General features: G+C 41.3%; 10 protein-coding genes. 1 reads left to right on the forward strand and 9 read right to left on the reverse strand.

Annotation, left to right across the window (positions count from 1 at the left end; genetic code table 11):
• Positions 1 to 9 precede the first annotated feature (9 nt).
• The 9 genes from MHH33_RS14530 to MHH33_RS14570 all read right to left on the reverse strand — a co-directional run bounded on the left by MHH33_RS14530 (position 10) and on the right by MHH33_RS14570 (position 19,006).
• Positions 10 to 5,337: a S8 family serine peptidase gene (locus MHH33_RS14530; RefSeq protein ID WP_342542151.1), complete on the reverse strand. Its 5,328-nt coding sequence runs from the start codon at positions 5,335 to 5,337 to the stop codon at positions 10 to 12.
• Between the two features lie 514 nt (positions 5,338 to 5,851).
• Complete coding sequence (locus MHH33_RS14535) at positions 5,852 to 6,490, reverse strand: L-fuculose-phosphate aldolase (protein WP_342542153.1); 639 nt, start codon at positions 6,488 to 6,490, stop codon at positions 5,852 to 5,854.
• A gap of 37 nt (positions 6,491 to 6,527) precedes the next feature.
• Positions 6,528 to 7,544, reverse strand: coding sequence for an S-methyl-5-thioribose-1-phosphate isomerase (gene mtnA / locus MHH33_RS14540; protein WP_016428228.1), 1,017 nt, complete (start codon positions 7,542 to 7,544; stop codon positions 6,528 to 6,530).
• Positions 7,541 to 8,755, reverse strand: coding sequence for an S-methyl-5-thioribose kinase (gene mtnK / locus MHH33_RS14545; RefSeq protein ID WP_342543782.1), 1,215 nt, complete (start codon positions 8,753 to 8,755; stop codon positions 7,541 to 7,543). The genes mtnA and mtnK overlap by 4 nt, the downstream gene beginning before the upstream one ends.
• Before the next feature lie 374 nt (positions 8,756 to 9,129).
• On the reverse strand, positions 9,130 to 12,912 hold the full coding sequence (locus MHH33_RS14550; RefSeq protein WP_342543783.1) for a S8 family serine peptidase: 3,783 nt from the start codon (positions 12,910 to 12,912) through the stop codon (positions 9,130 to 9,132).
• A gap of 2,011 nt (positions 12,913 to 14,923) precedes the next feature.
• Complete coding sequence (locus tag MHH33_RS14555) at positions 14,924 to 16,216, reverse strand: HlyD family efflux transporter periplasmic adaptor subunit (RefSeq protein WP_016428231.1); 1,293 nt, start codon at positions 16,214 to 16,216, stop codon at positions 14,924 to 14,926.
• Entirely contained in the window at positions 16,213 to 16,827 is a 615-nt protein-coding gene (locus MHH33_RS14560) for a hypothetical protein (RefSeq protein WP_342542154.1), read from the reverse strand. Before MHH33_RS14560 ends, MHH33_RS14555 begins: the two co-directional genes overlap by 4 nt.
• A gap of 1,304 nt (positions 16,828 to 18,131) precedes the next feature.
• A complete protein-coding gene (locus MHH33_RS14565) occupies positions 18,132 to 18,566 on the reverse strand; it encodes a hypothetical protein (protein ID WP_016428233.1) in 435 nt (144 codons plus the stop codon).
• A gap of 101 nt (positions 18,567 to 18,667) precedes the next feature.
• On the reverse strand, positions 18,668 to 19,006 hold the full coding sequence (locus MHH33_RS14570; RefSeq protein ID WP_342542155.1) for a hypothetical protein: 339 nt from the start codon (positions 19,004 to 19,006) through the stop codon (positions 18,668 to 18,670).
• 187 nt (positions 19,007 to 19,193) lie between these two features.
• On the opposite strand from MHH33_RS14570, the gene MHH33_RS14575 reads away from it, so the two are divergent.
• On the forward strand, positions 19,194 to 19,565 hold the full coding sequence (locus MHH33_RS14575; RefSeq protein ID WP_342542156.1) for a helix-turn-helix transcriptional regulator: 372 nt from the start codon (positions 19,194 to 19,196) through the stop codon (positions 19,563 to 19,565).
• The last annotated feature ends 79 nt before the right edge of the window (positions 19,566 to 19,644 follow it).

The following is a 19,644-nucleotide window of genomic DNA, read 5'->3' on the forward strand; positions in this document are numbered from 1 at the left end:
TCTTTGGCATTAAAATTCATTCATTTTATCCAATGCGCGGTATAACATAACTCCCGCTTCCGCACGTGTTGCATTTGCTTTCGGATCGAATTTGTTTCCTGAACGACCTGTGATGATGCCTAAACCTACTGCTTGTTTTACGGATACCTTGGCGAAATCGCCGATTGCTTTATCATCCGCAAATGATTTAGAAGAATCTACATCTTTTAGTAGTGTCGCATCTTGATATTTCACTGCACGAACAACGATTGCTGCAATTTCTTCACGTGTGATAAGCGCATCTGGATTGAACGAGTCTTTCGTTTTCCCGTTAACGATACCAGCACGGTATGCAGCTTCAATACCAGCAAAAGCCCATGCTTTGCTTGTTGGTACATCTTTGAATGTTCCTTGGTACTCATCAATCGGAAGATTCAACGCACGTGCAATCAATACAGCAAATTCAGCGCGTGTAATTTTACCTTCCGGGTTAAATGTTGCATCTGTTTTCCCGCTTGTGATTGAACGAGAAGCCAGTACTTCAATTTCATCTTGTGCCCAGTACTTTTGGATATCGCTAAATGTTTTCGCATGTTCGATTACTACGAATTTCGAGAAGTGATTTGTTTTGAAAACAAATTTCCCTTCGGAATACGTTCCACCGCTATAGTCCAACGTATGTTTTAACTCATTCATGTAATAAGCTGCTACTTTACGTGGATCTTTTACGGTACTTGTTGTAGGAATTGTCAGTTTAACAGGTGCTGAGAACGAAGAAACAGTTGTCGTTTTCCCGTTTTTAACTGTTGAGATTGTGAATTCGTATGAAGCAGATACTGCACCCTCTACATCATCCGATTTCGATTTTTTCACGGTAACTGTCACACTATCAGGTGATCCAGCCGCGATTGCTTTCACTACTGCATTAGGCACGTTTACTTCTGTGCTTCCTGAGTTTATCACTAATGGTTTTGAAGATTGAGCCACTGCATTAATTGACCCATAAGATATTTTCGCACTCACTTGAGGCTGAGCATCTGTCAATGCAGGCAATTCCACTTTAACTTCTTGTACTTGCGGATTGCTTGTTTGGTTCAAGATCGTCGAGTCATTTACCACTACTTCGCCAGGAGTTATTGGTGAAGGAGTCGGCGGTGTTACGATTACTTTATTTTGTACTATGACATCAACCGTTGTGGAATGACCTTCGTATTCTACGGTAATTTTCGTTGTTCCTGCAGCTTTTGCAGTTACCAAACCTTTTTCCACTGCAACAATTGAAAGGTTCTGAACTGAATACGATGCATCAGTCGTTACATTTTTAACGATATCTTCTTTTCCAGTTTCTTTCACTGTTTTCAGAACCGTTAATTGTTCTTTACCATCTACTACTAGGTTAAGAGAATTTTTATTTGTGGATAATGATACAACAGGTAAAGCGACAACGTTCACTGTCATTTCTGTCGTTTTTCCACCATACGTAATCGTCACTTTTGAAGTTCCTACAGCTTTGGCTGTAATTTCTCCTTTATTGACCGATATGATCTCTTCTTTTTCAACAGCATAAGTCGCATCTGCTGTTACGTTCGTTACGATATCTTCTTTTCCGTCTTCCTGAATCACTTGTTCAACCGTGATTTGTTTCTTTCCTGATACTGGAAGGTCCACTGATTTAGGATTCACGGATAATGATACAACTGGTTCTGGCTCGACAACTTCTTCAGTAACTGTTACTTCGAATGTCGTTGTGTGACCTTCGAATTGAACCGTTACGTTTGTTTTCCCTGCTGCTTTTGCCGTAACTAGCCCTTTTTCTACTGTTGCGATGGAGTCATTTTCGATCTCATATGTTGCATCAGCCGTTACGTCTGTCGTTACATCGGCTTTGCCTTCTTCTTTCACTGTTTTGCTGATTGTGATTTGCTCAGTGCCATCAACAATCAGTTCCACTGCCGCTTTGTTCGGTGCTAGAGATACAACCGGTTCAGGAACGACTACTTCATCCGTTACCGTTACTGCTACTGCTACTTCTTTTCCACCGTAAGAAACAGTGATTGTTGTTGAACCTTCTGCTACTGCTGTTACAACGCCTTCAGAAACCGTTACAACGTTTTCATCCGCAACTGTATATGTTGCTTGTGCCGTTACGTCTTCTTCCGTCGCTTCACCTTCAGGAGGTGTTGTTGTTTGTGTAACTTGTAATGTTGCAGTATCGCCTGTTGTCATATCAAGAGCTGATTGATCTACAGAAAGTGTAATCACAGCATCAGGTGGATCTACTTCACTGATCATCACTTTTTCACCGACGTTGCCAGCTGCATCTTCCACGATGACTTTCACTGAGTCCGTTACTGCATTGAACCCTGAAACAGGGAATGCATATGAACCATCTTGCTCCAATTCGAATGGAACCGGATGTTCCTCAACGCCATCTTTAGAGACTACGTAAGAAGCAGATAGCTTATCATTCAAATCGAATTCAAGGCCATACAACGATAATTCTTCGTTGTAGTCCAAATATTTATCAGTCACTTTTCCAGTTGCCTGGCCTCTTACAACAGAGCCTGCGATTTCCGGTTTTGTTGTCTTAACAATAATCGGTCCTACATAGTCCCCAATATCTTCTTGTCCAGCCGTTGCTGAGAAGTCTATTGTGTATAATCCGTCTGGAATCGTTGTTGCCGGTTTTGCGCCCCACGGTTTGTATTGACCTTTAATCGGTAGTTTATAAGATCCTGCCGCTAAAGATGATGCTGCATGCAAGTATCCGATATAGCCATCGCCAAATTCCCCACCTTTAGGATTCATGATGTCCCAAAGCTCGATAAAGTTCGTTGTAACAGCACCAGTCAGTTTGAATGTCAGTTCCGCTGCATCTTGTACACCGTCCCCATTAAATGACAAGTCTGTCTCAGTAATATTCATGTCTTGTATTTCTGCAGAAGCTACTGCACCGCTGAAATCAGCTGCGAATGGCAATGAAATTTCTGTTTTTCCACCCTTAATGTGGATGTATCCAAGAAGTTCAGAACCTTTTGGAGCTTCCGCTTTTGAAGCAGTCAATGTGACATTCAGCAGTTGCTCGCCATTTAATGTGAAAGCCGTTTTATCGACTGTCAGCTTCGCGTCGCCAAATGATTTTGTAACATCTACTGATACTGCATAATCTCCACCGTCACCTGCCATATCCTTAACCCGGATTTGTTTAGTGACAGAAAGATTTTCTTTTAATGATTGAGGACCGAATGTAACTGTCCCTTTTAAGTTATCCACTATTTGTCCGCTACCGTTAAGAGTAGCTTTGTCTAGTGCATACGCGAGTGCACCTGGATGTGCAGCTGCATAAGCATCCACACGGCCAGCACCTTGAGCAAATACATCGTATTTTTGTGTATTCAGGATTTTTGCTGTATTGGAAAGTGCCACTTTCACGTCAAACGCATTCCAGTCTGGATTTGCTTGTTTAACAAGTGCCACGATTCCCGCGATATGTGGTGTAGCCATTGATGTTCCTGTATAACGATCATAAGCTTGGTCATATGAAACATCCGGATAATCTTCTTTGTACATCGCGATTGATGACATAATGTTTGTGCCCGGCGCTGTTACATCCGGTTTGATATCAAAGTTCGGTGTAGATGGACCACGTGAACTTGAATCATTTACATCGTCACCAAGTGTTTTTGCTTCACCATACTTGCCGAACGAAACTGTGCCTGCACCATTTTTCAATGCTGCACGGATTGCATCTCCGTCTGTTTGGGACAAATCAAACGTTGGAATGAATCCGAATGAATCACCAAGGAATACACCTGATTCATTTGGAGCATTTGTTCCGCCTGCGAAGTTGTGAATCAGTACTCCAACTGCGCCATTCTCTTTTGCAAATGCAATCTTGTCAACAAAGGCAATTGCACCACGTGAGACAAGTACAACTTTACCATTCACGTCAAGGCCATTATAGTCAGTAGCTGTCCCGTTTCCAGGAACTGCAACCAATGGTAGTTCTCCTTGAAGTTGTGTAGCCAAGTCTTTACCAAAAGTCGTTCCCATCAATTGCAATTGTTTGGAAAACTTATAGTTACCAACTTTGACATTTACTTCACCGTTGTACATCGTTTCAGGATTCGTTGAGTTCCCAACTGCTATTCCTAAACGAGCAGTTCCTGGAGTTCCCATTGTTCCACGGTTAGGACCTGAGTTACCTGTTGCAATAACTGAAATTGTGCCAGCCATCATTGCGTTATTAATCGCAAATGAACCGCTGTCCGTTTCAGTGTTCGATCCACCGCCAAGTGATAGATTAATAATATCCATCTTTTCAATTACTGCTGTTTCAATTGCAGCAATGATTCCAGAACTTGATCCGCTGCCGTAAGCACCAAGTACTCGGTATGCGTAAAGATCAACATCTGGCGCAATTCCTGAGATACCGTATTCGTTATTTCCTGCAGCTGCAATCGTTCCCGCTACGTGAGTCCCGTGAGACGTGTAGAATGGGTCCCCTTTTGAGTTGAACTCAGGCGTTCCAGCCGGACGTTCAGACGGTAATGTTTCAGATGCGTCATCCGCAGAACGTGTTTTTGTATATGTTGAAGAGTTCGGAATAAAGTTTTTCCCGCCTTTATATACACCTTCAAATTCAGGGTGATGTTTATCGATCCCTGTATCAAGGACAGCCACTTTAATGCCTTCCCCTTTATATCCTTCGTCCCATAACTTTTTAATTCCTAAGAATGAAAGGCTCGTATTCATTGCCGCTTCCATCTTGCCATCCTTATCAAGATTAGATGTTGACTTCGTTGCAGTAGCTTGCTTGTCTCCCAATGCATAAACCGTTACATCCGGTTCTACTAAAGTAACGCCTGGAATTGAAAGCAATTTTTTAAGGTCATTCGCTTTTACAGTTGCTGCAAAACCGTTCAACACTGTATTGAATGTATAGCCTTGCTTGACTGAAATGCCTTTCAAACTCATTTGTTTCTTAACGAGGGACTGTTGCGCATCTACATCCGCTTTCACTTTAGCCGCTTGAGCGTTCGTGAACTTTTTCCCAGCCAATTCGTTAATTCCCTGTTTCAGTGCTACAGGTTCCTCAGACAAATGAACAATAACCGCTACTTCTTTATCGCCTGAAACACCTAATAAATTTTTGTGAAGTCTTGGTCCGCCCTCTAAGACGTCCATTTGCTCTGCAATAGCTGCTTTTAATTCTAACTGCGTTTCAGTTTGAACATTCTGCTTAAATGGTTTCAGCTGTTTCGTGTTTGCCGATGCCGACATTGGCGTCAACAATGAAAGAACCATAAACATTGCAAGAATGCTACTGAAGAACTTATTCAACTTGTTTTTCTTCAATTCTCAATTCCCCCTAAATGATTTTATGTCTCAATAGTTGCTAAAGTTCCCCTCCTTTTTTTATGTCTGAAGATTCAAACATCGTTACCCATAAAAGGCAACACGGTAAATTTTACCATAATAATAGATTAATAGTTACTTATTTAGAGTGATTTTATATTACTTTTGTATTTCAAAAATGTAAATTAATGTCGATTTCTGACAACGAGATTGTCGGAGTTTGGAGGGTTAGTTATTGAATTTAGAGCCATTTCGACAAACTCGGGGTTGTTTATAACAAAATCGCGATTAATAACTGCTTAAACAAAATAAAAATGACCTCTCCCTATTGTTAGGAAGAGGTCATTAGCTGTGAGTATTAAACCTTATAACTCGTTCAGTATATCCAGTGCGCGGTATAGCATGACTTCTGCTTCAGCACGCGTTGCATTTGCTTTCGGATCGAATTTACTACCTGCTGTGTGACAGGTTATAAATCGATTATTTTCAAATCCCCTTTGTTCAGGTGAATCTACTATTTTTGGCCGTATGACTTGAATTTCTCCGCCATATGAGCCATTTCGTTATCGTCCAAAATTACTGGTTCCCCCACGGCCTTTGCTTTCAAATACACTTCGCAGCAAAATTCGATTTCTTCCGCGATGGCGAATGCGGTAGCAATATTGTTCGCACCTGCCAATAGCCCGTGATTAGCCAGCAAGACAGCTTGTCGATCTTTCATCCCTTCGAAGGCATTGGTCGCAAGTTCTGATGTACCAAAACTCGCATACTCCGCACAGCGTACGTCTTTTCCTGCATAAGCAACCAAATATGACACTGCTGGCAAATTCCATCTTAGTGATGCAAGCACGGTGGCGTGCATGGAATGAGTATGGACGATTGCATCTATGTCTGTACGTTGTTGATAGAAAATCGCGTGCATCGGGAATTCGCTTGATGGCTTTTTATCGCCAGCGATGACTTCCCCTTGCAGATTACATACGACTACATCTTCAGCTGTCATGATGTCGTAATCGATGCCGCTTGGACTGATGATCATATGGCCGGATTCACGGTCGAAGATGGAAATATTGCCCCCCGTCCCTTTGGTTAGGCCTCGTGTTCTCAATAACTTACAATAATCGACAATTTCATTGCGTTCTTTCATAAACATAGGTTGTTCCTCCATTCATGGTGTATATCTACTATGTTTAGCGAAATAGTTTTTTCAGGTTTTCTTCGTAAGGTGCACGAACAATTCCTTTTTCAGTGACTATGGCCGTGATATGTTCGTGTGGTGTGACGTCGAATGCGGGGTTGTACACATTAACATCTGCCGGTGCCGTCAGTCTTCCAAAGCCTTCGATGACTTCGGATTTATGTCTTTCCTCAATCGGAATTTGCGTGCCCGTTGGTGTATTTAGGTCAATGGTTGGTGTTGGTGCTGCCACGTAAAACGGAATGTTGTAGTGTTTTGCTAAAATGGACACTCCAAGCGTACCGATTTTATTGGCCGTATCACCGTTTGCAGCGACGCGGTCGCAACCGACGATAACAGCTTGAACTTTGCCTTGGGACATGACCATAGCAGCCATATTATCCGTAATGACCGTTACATCGATTCCCGCTCTGCTCAATTCCAGTGCGGTCAATGTAGATCCTTGTAGACGAGGGCGTGTTTCGTCAGCGTACACTTTGAAATCCCAGCCTTTTTCTTTTGCAAGATACATGGGTGCAGTAGCTGTTCCGTATTTCGAAGTGGCTAGAGCGCCAGCGTTACAATGTGTCAGGATGCCCATGCCGTCAGTTAGTAACGTTAATAGGTTTTCGCCGATGGTGCGGTTGATTTCTTCATCTTCTTTATGAATGGCTTTTGCTTCCGCTAATAAAGCTTCTTTATAAATAGCGTCCGGCGCTTTGACTGCTGTCATGCGGTCAAGAGCCCAGAACAAGTTGACTGCAGTCGGTCTGGACGTAGCCAAATACTCTGCGCTTTTCTGTACTACTTTCACCAAATCGGTTTCGGAATTGCGAACAGCCAAGTAAACGCCGTATGCTGCGGCAACGCCAATCGCTGGGGCACCGCGGACTTTCATCGTGACGATGGCATCCCAGACGCTTTCAACAGTTGTGAATTCTTCGTAGACAATGTCGTTAGGAAGCTTGGTTTGGTCAAGCAGGACGAGTGCATCGTTTTTCCATTCTATCGGGTTCAGTGCTTCAGTCATTTGTTTTCCTCCTGTAGTGCGTTTTGTAGCGCTGTTAAGTATTGTCCGCCTGTTTGAAATTCTGACGGGTTAAGGATTAGTTCCACTGCGACACGCAAGCAGAGTCTTTCTGCTTTCAGACGGTTTTCGATCGATTCGATGGTCGTGATGTCTTTCACTTTCGCCAGTCCAACGATGCGGCGTGCTAGTTCAAGACCTGCCATGCCAGCTGTGTCTTTCAGGATATTTTGTAAGTAATGTTCTTTGAAATCTACGTTTTTAGCAACGAGGTCCGTTGCGTGGTCGTCCCAAGCAATGCGGAATTTCGTGTCGAATAAGTCCATTACGTCGAATAATGTATTTTCAACCCACTCAGTGAATTCTTTGTTTTGGTATGCATCACCGCGAGCGAATGCAAAAATCAGGTTGGCCATGACGTTACCGATATCGTAGCCCATAGGTCCGAAGAATGCGAACTCGGGATCGATGACTTTTGTGTCGTTCTGATCGATGAAAATCGAGCCCGTATGTAGGTCGCCATGAATGAGTGATTGACTGTTGTTCATAAACTGGAACTTCAATTTCGCTACTTCCAAGTGAAGCGCTTCGTTTTCATAAAGGTGCGTCTGGACAAATTGTTCATTCCCCGGTGTCACTTCGTTGCGGTTAAAGTTGTTGTGGAACGGCTCTGTGAACACGAGGTCTTCCGAAATTTCACAAAGCTCTGGGTTCGTGAATTTTGCGACCAGTTCTTTCTTATCTTTATGGTTCAGGACAACGTCACTTGTGCGCAACAATGTGTTCACGAGGAAGTCCGTGATATGTTCCGCGAAATGAGGGAACGTCTCGAAATTTGCCAGCGCTGTGCGCATGATTGTCAGATGCGACAAGTCCTCCATGACGCAACAGCTCATCGTTTCATCCAACAGATAAATTTCAGGAACCAGTCCCGGTGCCAGCGTATGTTGCAGTTGAAGTGCTTCGGTCTCGATTTTGTTACGGCTAGTCGACAGGACGAATTCATCTGAAATGCGTGCAGTCGTGCCCGCTTGTTTGACGATGACCGATTCTTTCGTTTCCTCGTTGACGACGCGGTACACATAGTTCAAGTTGCCGTCACCAATTTCTTTGCAAGTAATCTGTTGTGCATTTTGGAATGACTCTATTTTGGCTTTCACATATTGAATGACGTCATCGGTATTCATCAGGAAGTATTGTTCAAAAGTATGCATAGGTGTTTGCATCTGCAACCGCTCCTTTGAAAATAGGTTTTTTTCTATCATAGCAAATTTCTTGTGAGAGTATTCTAGTTATTGAGAATTAGGTTGTATTTTCCCAACGGTTGGTGGGGGTTTTGGCGATTTCTAGTGGGGTTATTACTAATTCGCTCAGTGTTATAGCGAGTTGGCGGGGATATCTCGATTTCGTAGGTGGATATCGAGAATTGGATGATGGATATCTATATTTCGCGGGTGGATATCTCCATTTCGTGCACATATATCTATAATTCATGTCTGTTTATCTAAAATTCACCTTTTACGTACAATAAAACACAAAACCCTTTCTCCTATTTAAAGGGAAAGGGTTTTGTAGCTAGATCAATCGGTTATTTTTTTTGTTTTGAAACTTTGATTGTTTGGGTTGCTTCATGGCCAACCAAGTCCACTACTTTCAACTCGAACGTGTTGTTGCCTTTTACCAATGGAAGTTCCACATCAACAGTTTGGCTGTAGCCATTCATTGCATATGGTTCTGAAATTGGTTTGTAGAATACTTCACTGTCGTTTACATATAGACGGATTTCATCGAAGTTGTCGCCGACTTTTACTTGGATGATCGGGTTTGCTTCGTTCGATTTTACCGTTTTAGGTACTTTTACCGCAGCTACTGTTGGTTTTGTCGTGTCCACGAAAATGCGGCGTGTGATGCCCATATCATTTCCAAACTCGTCGATTGCTTCCACATTGACTTGTTGCACACCGTCAGCCAGTGTCAGTGTGTGTGTAAAGTTTTTGCCGTCAAATGATGTCGGCGTTTGCCCATTTACTTTCAATGAAGCGATGTTGGAATCGTCTTCAACAGAACCTGCCACCACTACTTGTGATGTTTTATGGTTGCTGAAGAAACTAGGTGTATTGATAAAGATTACCGGTTCAATTGTTTCAGGCTCGTTCGGTGCTGACGTATCGTCATCAGACCCGCCGTCACCAGGTGTTGTTCCTGGTTCTTCGCCTGGTTCTTCCCCGTCTTCTTTATAATCAGCACTTGTTGTTTTGATTGCAAAGGTTTGTTCTTTTACGTTCCCAGCAATATCCCAAACTTTAAGTGTGACTTTGTCGCCTTTTTTCACATTTTTAACTTCATATTCTTTTGCAAGTTCTGCAAGTTCTTCACGTTCAACACCGTTTACATATACTTCTACTCGATCAAGACCAATTCCAGCATCTTGGAGTGTGTTTGTCGAAATGATGTTTTTCTTTTGATCGAATTTATATTTAGCTTCAGGTGCTTTCGTATCCACATAAATCGGGAACTCAACAGACTGCCATTCTGCACCCTCGAAATCAATTACACCACGCACTTGAATGAAGTACTGGCCATCTGCAGCGAGTTTTCCATTAATCATTCCGTCCCATGCATTAGCTGAATTTAACTTGTACGCAGGGTTTGTAGCTGAATCAATATAGTTTTTCGTCATGTTCGTTTCCGTACGGATTGTGCGAACTTTTTTACCGTTGGCATCCAATACGTTGACTTCCAGGTTTTTCGCATTGCGTATCAACGAGTAAACTGGAGTGGCTGAATCGATGTTACCATCGCCATTTGGAGAGAATGCAAATTTCGAAGGATCGAAGTTCTCACCTAATGATGGTCCTTTAATATAGTTCCCTTCTTCATCCACCAAACCTTGGTAGCCCCAATAAGTAGATGATTCCCAAGCACTGCCGTCAAAAATTGATGCATCATCCCATGAACCGTTGTAGCCAAAGAACGGAACTGTTAAAGGTACATTTCCTGATGTGTCTTCGTTCGGGTCAGTTAATGTTACGAAACCGTCAATGAAGAATCCGTTAACGAATGTTTCGAAACCTGCCGTGTCTTTCAATAATGAAGCATCGACAGATACTTGAATTTCTGCCTCGCCATTTGCAGCGATTTCTACAGTTTTAGGGGCTTGAACATCCACTAAATCCGTCACGATATTTGAACCTGCAACGTTCGGTACAACTACGTCATATCCAGAAGTTTTCAATGCATGGTCAGTTTGAAGTTGAACATCAACATTGAATTTTTTCGCTTCATCTGAGAAGTTTTTCGCCTTCAATGTGAATTTGAATTTGCCACCTTTGATTTCTTTCAAGGCTACTTTCGCTTCGCCTGTTGCTTTGTTTGTTACCATTACATCTGTTTCCAAAGCGTTTGCAAGTTGCATGATGCCAGCCCCTTGACGACGTGGTGATACATATTCTTTCATACCATCGTATTCAGCAAAAACTACTGGTTTAGCTGTGTTCATCATCAAGTTTTTCGCAAACTGCACGCGCTCTGCACCAGTTAGTCCGAACTCTTCATTCACTCGTTCCATCACTAGCGCAGTACCCCCCGCTACGTGTGGAGCTGCCATTGACGTACCGCTCATCAAACCATAAGAATCATTGTTTAAGGTCGAGAAGATATTTCCACCTGGAGCCGTGATTTCCGGTTTGAAGTCCAAGTTTGGTGTAGGACCCCAAGACGTGAATGAACTCATTTTGCCTGCAGTTGGACTTGGTGCATCGATATATTTCCCGTCAAACCCGACATTTACGACTTGCCCTGCGTCAAGACTTGCTTTCATTGCTAGTCCATCTGCTTGAAGTGTGGACATGAACGGAATCTTGATGGCTGGATCAGATGCCATGTTGATAGTACCTGCAGCGTTATTGTAAACAATGATTCCTTCAGCGCCCGCAGCTTGTGCATTCAGTGCTTTTTCAACGAATGAAATTCCTCCGCGAGATACAAGTGCGAATTTGCCTGTTAAGTCTTTACCAGAGAAGTCGGCAACTGTACCAAAACCTGCAAATTCGATTTCATATTGATCTTCCGGTAGGTCGTTCGGATCTTGGTCATTTGCAAGCAGGAATAATGAACGTCCTGCTTCTGTTCCATTAACTTCATATTTGAAACTAGAAGCTGTGATCATATTATTTTCAAATGATGCTACACCAAATGAATCTTCAGAAACAGAAGGTGAACCAGTCAAACCGTAGTCTTGGTTATTCGCCATTGGGTAGAATGTACCTGACCCAAACATATCCGAGTTACCAGCAGAAATGGCTACTAATAAACCGTTATCTTGTGCACGTGAAACTGCTTGCTGTTCTGGGCTTGTGTTATCGACATATCCTGCAGTCGAACCAAGTGACATGTTAATTACGTCTGCTCCAAGTTTAATTGCATCGTCCATCGCTTTTACGTAAATGTCTCCAAACGTTGATGGGTATAATGGATCATTCCCAAACACTTTAAGTGCTAATAATTGAGCTTCAGGAGCTACCCCTTTAATTCCACCGTTTTCTTCGTCACCGTTTGCGCCAACTGTTCCTGAAACGTGCATACCGTGCATGGATGCATCCGGACCTAAATCACGGATTTCCTGGTTGCCGTCCATGTAGTTATAGCCATAAGGAACTTTATCAGTGAAGTATTTACCTGGCTCGATTTCTCCACCAGCTAACAATCCATTTACTTCATCTGCCGTAATGTCTTCATCCGTTTCTGTAGAAAGAACCATGTCGCGGTGGCTTGGGTCGATACCTGTATCGATGACACCAACGACCATGCCTTCACCTTTGAACGAATATTTTTCCCATGCAAGTTGAGCTTGAACCAATTCTTTGGAATGAACCATATTCGGTTCTTCGCTTGGTCTTGTATATTCGTTTGTTTCATAGATGGCTTTTACGCCTTCCGTTTGTGCGATACCCGCAACGTCACCCGCTTCTACTTCAGCAGAGAAACCATTGAAGACTGCATTAAACTCTTCTTTAAATTGAACATTTTTGGCTTTACCTTTTACTTTATCTTTTACTTTCTTTTGATCTGCTTTGATTGCTGCTTCTACATTTTTACGTTCCGACTTCGGAAGGTCTTTGTAGAGCTTGCCTTTCTTTGTAGCAGTTTCAATTGCCGGTGCTTTTTCAAGTTCCACGATAATGCGAACTTTTTCGCTTGGGTTCTGAGGAATCGCTAAACGTTCTGGTATTTTCAACGCTGGTTTTTGCAAGTTAAGTGTCGGAATTTGTTTTGCTAATTGTGTCGCTGCTGTTGGAGCCGGTGCACCGAAAGATGCAGTGCTAAGTGCCAATGTGGTTGCAAGTGCAATAAACATGCTTTTCTTTTTCATACTCAATCTAGTTTCCTCCCTAATTGTGTTTCTTCTATTTCTGACAAATATTTTAGAAACGTGACAACCTTGTCGAATTAATTAACAATTTGAAATTTAACATATATTAAGAACCTTGAAAACCTTATTTTATTTACCATAATTACTAAAATGATTACATTTTTTGTAATTTAGAGATTTTTAGATATATAGTTACTCATTCTTGAAACGTTTATAGGTTATATGAATCTATTAATTTTAATTGATAATAGGTCTTTTGGTTTTGAGAGTAATAACTTAGGTATTTCTTTTTACTCATTTTCATTAATTGGTGGGGATTCTATATTTTTGAAGTTGTTGAGGGAATATTGATTTACCAAGGGTAGAGTGGGGTTCTTTATTTTTTACTATTAGAAACAATCACTGGAAACTAGATTAGTTTTCACGAATTCAATAATTATTATAGCCAATTCATGAGTAGGGGTAGCGAATTTGCGTGGATATCTAGAATTCGCTGGTAGATATCGAGTATTCATAATGAGATATCTCGATTTCATATTTGGATATCTGCATTTCGACAGTCGTTATCTATAATTCGCGACTACTTACCTAAAATTCATCTTTTACGCACAATTCCTCAGACCTGTATTTGGTGGCTGACGGCTGGCGCCTGCCACTTTTCTGTTAGTACCTCAAGGTGTCACTAACAGAAAAATTGCCAGTTAGGTGGTCAACTGGCACCACTAATATCGCATTTATTGTGATATCTAGAATTCGTGAGTGGATATCAAGAATTCCATGGAGGATATCTCGTTTTCGTGGATGGATATCTCGATTTCGCGCATCGATATCTTTGTGTCGATGGTCGTTATCTATAATTCGCGACTACTTATCTAAAATTCATCTTTTACGCACAATTCATTCAGACCTGTATTTGGTGGCTGACGGCTGGCGCCTGCCACTTTTCTGTTAGTACCTCAAGGTGTCACTAACAGAAAAATTGCCAGTTGGGTTGTCAACTGGCACCACTAATATCGCATTTATTGTGATATCTGGAATTCGTGAGTGGTTATCAAAAATTCAATCCCGGATATCTCGATTTCGCGCATGGATACCTTGTGTCGACAGTCGTTATCTATAATTCGCGACTACTTATCTAAAATTCATCTTTTACGCACAATACCCTCAGATCTGTATTTGGTGGCTGGTGGCTGATGGCTGGCGCCTGCCACTTTTCTGTTAGTACTTCAAGGTGTCACTAACAGAAAAATTGCCAGTTGGGCGATCAACTGGCACCACTAATAGCGCATTTATTGTGATATCTGGAATTCGTGAGTGGATATCAAGAATTCCATGTCGGATATCTCGATTTCGCGCATGGATATCTTTGTGTCGATAGTCGTTATCTATAATTCGCGACTACTTATCTAAAATTCATCTTTTACGCACAATTCATTCAGACCTGTATTTGGTGGCTGACGGCTGGCGCCTGCCACTTTTCTGTTAGTACCTCAAGGTGTCACTAACAGAAAAATTGCCAGTTGGGTTGTCAACTGGCACCACTAATATCGCATTTATTGTGATATCTGGAATTCGTGAGTGGATATCAAGATTTCAATGGAGGATATCTCGATTTCGTGGATGAATATCTTTGTGTCGATAGTCGTTATCTATAATTCGCGACTACTTATCTAAAATTCATCTTTTACGCACAATTCCCTCAGACCTGTATTTGGTGGCTGACGGCTGGCGCCTGCCACTTTTCTGTTAGTACCTCAAGGTGTCACTAATAGAAAAATTGCCAGTTGGGTGGTCAACTGGCACTACTAATAACGCATTTACTGTGATATCTGGAATTCGTGAGTGGATATCAACAATTCAATGCAGGATATCTCGATTTCATATTTGGATATCTTCATTTCGACAGTCGTTATCTGTAATTCGCGACTACTTATCTAAAATTCATCTTTAACGCACAATTCATTCGCAAACAAAAATGACCTCTTCCATCGTTAGGAAGAGGTCATTTTATCTATCGTACTAAGTATTTCAGGTAGTTTTTCCATCCGAATGCTTTTACTGATTCCCATGAAGGTGAATCCATTGGCATTGGGTAGAAGATAGCAGGTGCATAACGGTAGTCGTTGATTTGTGGTTCGTAAACAACCACTGAACCAGCTTTAAGTCCTTCGCCGATGACTGAGCGTGTTTTCAAGTCAAATGCGATGTTGACCGGTGTTTTTACTGCGTAGCCGTATTTATTAACGACATGTGCACTTGCTGACCCAGCGAAGCGATTGTCTAACCAAGCGGTCTGAACAGAGACAGCTTTTTGTGCTTCGTTTATTAATACCATAGCGTTTGTCTTGTTACCGAAAGGCAAGTCTGTGATTGGTTCTTTCGGTTGAATACGAACTTCATAGTATGCTAGCGGGTTCTTATGGTCTTTTGGATCGAGCGCTTTATAGGCAGTCAGGAATTCGGAGTCTTTAGCAGGAACTTGGGAAACTTCTGTTACCGTTCCTTCTATTGATTGATCGATTCCATCCGCTTGTAGGCGAACACGGTCGTTTACTTTCACGTCCTGCCATTGTTCATCTGTTGCATACGTAACAATGATTTTTTCGATGCTGTAAATTTCGATTGCCAAGCGGTCATTGTTGTCTCGAATCGCGGATACTACGCCTTCGACCGGACTAAGGATGGCAGCCGCTCCCTTTTGAGCAAGCTGTGCATCAACGACTTGCAATTGCTGATTGACTTCAGATAGTTTTTGTTCCGCTTCAGCAATCGCATGTGCGAAAGCACCATCTTGAGAAACGTCCACGCCGAAATCTACATTTACATCAATATTAACCATTTTATCATCGGTGTTTTCAGTGACGTTGTCTGTCGCGTTGTCTGTCGAATTACTTGAGCTCTGCGCGGTCGCGCGGTCAGATTGTAAGGACTTTATTGTTGCGTTGGTTTCAGTCACTTGACGTTCAAGTGCTTCCTTTTCCGCTTCCCATACTTCACGTTGCTCGTCAGCCGTTGATGTGTTAAGCGTAGCGAGTTCGTCACCTACTTTTACTACAGCACCTTCTTTGACCAACCAGTCTTGAATCGTATCTTCACTTTCCACGTAAACCGTTGTCGTGTCGAGCGGTGCAACAAGTGATTCTTTCGGTAAGGATTGTACAAAGTCCCCTGTTGCGAGACGTTCGTATTCATTTACGTACACATCTTTAGAAATTACGCTTTTTTCGCTGAACAAGAGAATCGCGTTGGCTGCAATGAACGTAGAAACTGCAATGGATATACCAATCGTTAACCATTTATTCATTTGACGGCACCCCCTTCAACAAAACGTCCGTACCATTCTTCGAGTGGAAGAAGGCCAGCTGCCGAAGTAATGAGTGCCATACCGATATGTATTCCAATAATAATCAGTAAAATCATGCGCGGGTTCATATCCGTGAATGCACGGATGAATCGAACTTGTAATGCAATGATAAGGGCAGTAAAGATGGATAATTGATTAAAGAAAAATACTAGGAATGGATGATCGAACACCGTTGCTGCTAGTGGACCGAATGAAAACAGTGACACCGGAGTGGTTGCACCGGTCATAAGAAAGATGATAAACAGTAATGCTTTTTCAATTAGCAGGATTCCTACCACATACAGTTGCAACACGGCCAGTTTAGGTAAATCAATGCCCGTGATGCGGTTCAATATGAATGCAATGCCTAAAAAGTGAAATGCCATATAAAGAACTGCCCATAGAATGATTCCGACAAGTGAGACAAGACGTGCCAGTGTATACGGGTCATTGCCACTAAATGCGTATACGGATGTAAGGTGCTGTGTGTTCATTCCCCACAGTTCTTGTGTAACAAATAAGAGTAATCCGAATAGACCAACCATCCATACGCGTTTTTTAAAATCGCGCATCGTGGCAGAATCGAGATTATCTATTAATTCTTGCTGGTTTGCTAGATATCGCCAAAATCGAAAGTCAAATATCATATTTTCAAAAATCCTTCCCGTAACTACCAGTAGCTATTAATCTTCCTTTACTTTACCAAAATTCGACATCAATTGTAACGTACGAAGGGTACAGATAAAGAAAAATTGGTGAAAAAGTTGTGGGTGTTTGGAAAGAGATTCATAGGTTTGTGCAGTTTGTCGGATAATTTGTCAAATTATTGTCATTTTTGGTTATTTTGGGAAACCGTGAACAATATTTGCGCAACGTTAAAAGTGCGAGCACCCAAATTTGCTCACACTTTTAACGTCAGTTTAATTAAAGATTTAGGCCCCCGCCTAAACAGGTCGACTGGTCATACAGCCCGAAAGCTTAAGTGCATGCGGCGTAGGAATGAGGTGAGATTTCCGCAACGCTATGTATACAATCATTCGTCCTCTATCTCCCCTTCCCCAAAAGGTTCAATAGCTTCATTTAAGTGTAAATGGCTATTGTCAAGATGGAAACCTTTGCCCCCAAACTTGAATTTTGCCCACCTACTAAGCTTACAAAAATAAATTTTGACTTCGAAAAGCGTATCAAAATTGAATTTTGTAAAATGAAAAACTGAAATTCACATGAAATTGAATAAATTTTTCCAACAAAACCTAAACTTTATATAACCTATCAAAGGAAAATTTCTACATATATTAACTTTATCGTATTTCCTGCGATACGTTTGGACAGGCAAGGCGCCATGCCGCTTCCATAAAATCAATTAGCAGAGAAAAAAGTAGAGAGGATGTGGTAGATGTGAAATTTAATAAAATCCTTGAATTAACTGCTGTCGATATATTGTTCGGCGTCATCGGCTCGAGTGTATCTGTCATAATATTGTATATGTTGACTTCAATTTAGGAGCGTGATGTATGTACAGGTACTACTAGAACCCTTCCCCGATCGTGTCATATTCGGAGAAGGGTTTTTAATTTTGCTTTTTAACAGTAGCGCAGCGAAAACCAAACCAATTTGCCCCCAATCACTTCGTTTTCGGGGTTTTTCATGTAGGAAATACTAGGTGGACTGGAATAAACCTTGTTCGAAGAGGAATAAACGGGTTGTCAAACGGAATAAAGTGCACTCGCGAAGGAACAAACATATCATGAGAATGAAGAAATCAACAAGAAAGGGAGTAAACATGAATCCCTTAAAAACCACATAAAAACACCTCCCTCTTTTCATAGGCAGGTGTTTCTAACTTTTATTGAATTCCATGGTTATCCTCCAACGGTTAATGTGTCAATCGATCAAATAGACTTTGATCTCGCATTTGAAGTGCGTAGTCAATCATCCGGCTGCGATTTGCTTGCTCGAGTAACGAAATAAATTCGTTTGCTTCTTTTTTTACATCGCTGGCTGGTTCTCTGTCTTCCGGCTCGCCATGTTGTAATATGGTTTGCAAATGCATATGAATATCAGACACTAACAACAATTGATAGAGTGGTAAGCGGATGAAGCGATTGCCTTTTTGAAAGACGAAGACTTCGGATAAGTTTTCGACTTGGTACGTATTCATATTGACGATAATTTCTTTTCCTTCCACTGGAATGAAGTGGAATAGTTCGTCATCTTTTTTAATTGAGAAATATTGATAGGCAAATACCAGTTTCATCTTCTGGCCTTCCAATTTCGAATAAAATGGCTTCATAAGTTGTACGTGTAACATTGTGTTCCCCTCCTTTTTTATCAAAATATTCTGATTACTACTAGTGTATCACAATCCCGTATGTTTCGTGCATGACAAATCCGAAAAAAATGCTACCAGTATTAGGTAGCATCGACGTCTTTATTCCTTCTTTTTCTGTAAGTGAAAAAAGCGATCGATTGCTTGTGATACTGAATAAAGAACCCGAGAAGTATGTTTTGGATGTTTGAAACGACTTCCGTTTCAAGGTGGTTTTCATTGTATGTAAATGAGCATTTATTGTTCAAAAAATCAATGTGCAAATCTTCAATTTCAAATGAATCAAAAGTCAGGCGTTCAATGAATGCCTTTCCAATTTTATTGGATACAATAATTGCAGCTTTCCTCTCCCCGTTTGGCGTAACGTAGAGAATGTATTCTTGGTCTTTTTGTTTACATTTGGTACTCTGCAACCTTGGCAATACGATTTCATATGTTGGGCAAATGAGACAACAACCTTTCCTGCTTTGATTTATCTTGAATTTGGTTCTTTTGAATGGGATATTGCATATTTATTTTTTACTAAATATTCAGTTTTTATTAATATGAATATATCAATTATGAAACCGCGTTTCAAAAATAGGATATCTACAACCAAAGGAGTTAAAATTGTCTACACTACCTGCAACTAAGGTGGTGTTGATTTTGCAATTACATGAACTTATTACAGAGTCACGAATTCTAGCTCAATTAACTCAAAAAGAAGCTGCAAAACTACTGAATATTTCAGCCAGCACGTTATCGCGTTATGAAACGAATCCACAGAGCATTTCTCTACCTGTATTTCGAGCGATGTGTGAACTCTATGGAATCCCAAGAGATATAAGCAATAAGGTCATCTATCATTCATCCACAATTTCTTGTAAAAAATTGAGTGTAAAAAAATCGGTGGACGATTATGGTGATAAATCCTTGAACCCTGTCTACCTTGCATATAAAGCCGATCCTACTTTTTTTTCAGCTATTCCAGTGGTTTTATAGGAAACCAACCCCTGAAAAAGAGAAGTTCAAAGAAATTTTTTGAAAGCCTATCTGCATTTAAAACCTTAAATCTTTCCTT

The organism is Paenisporosarcina sp. FSL H8-0542 (assembly GCF_038632915.1).
In the GTDB taxonomy this organism is placed as follows: Bacteria; Bacillota; Bacilli; order Bacillales_A; family Planococcaceae; genus Paenisporosarcina.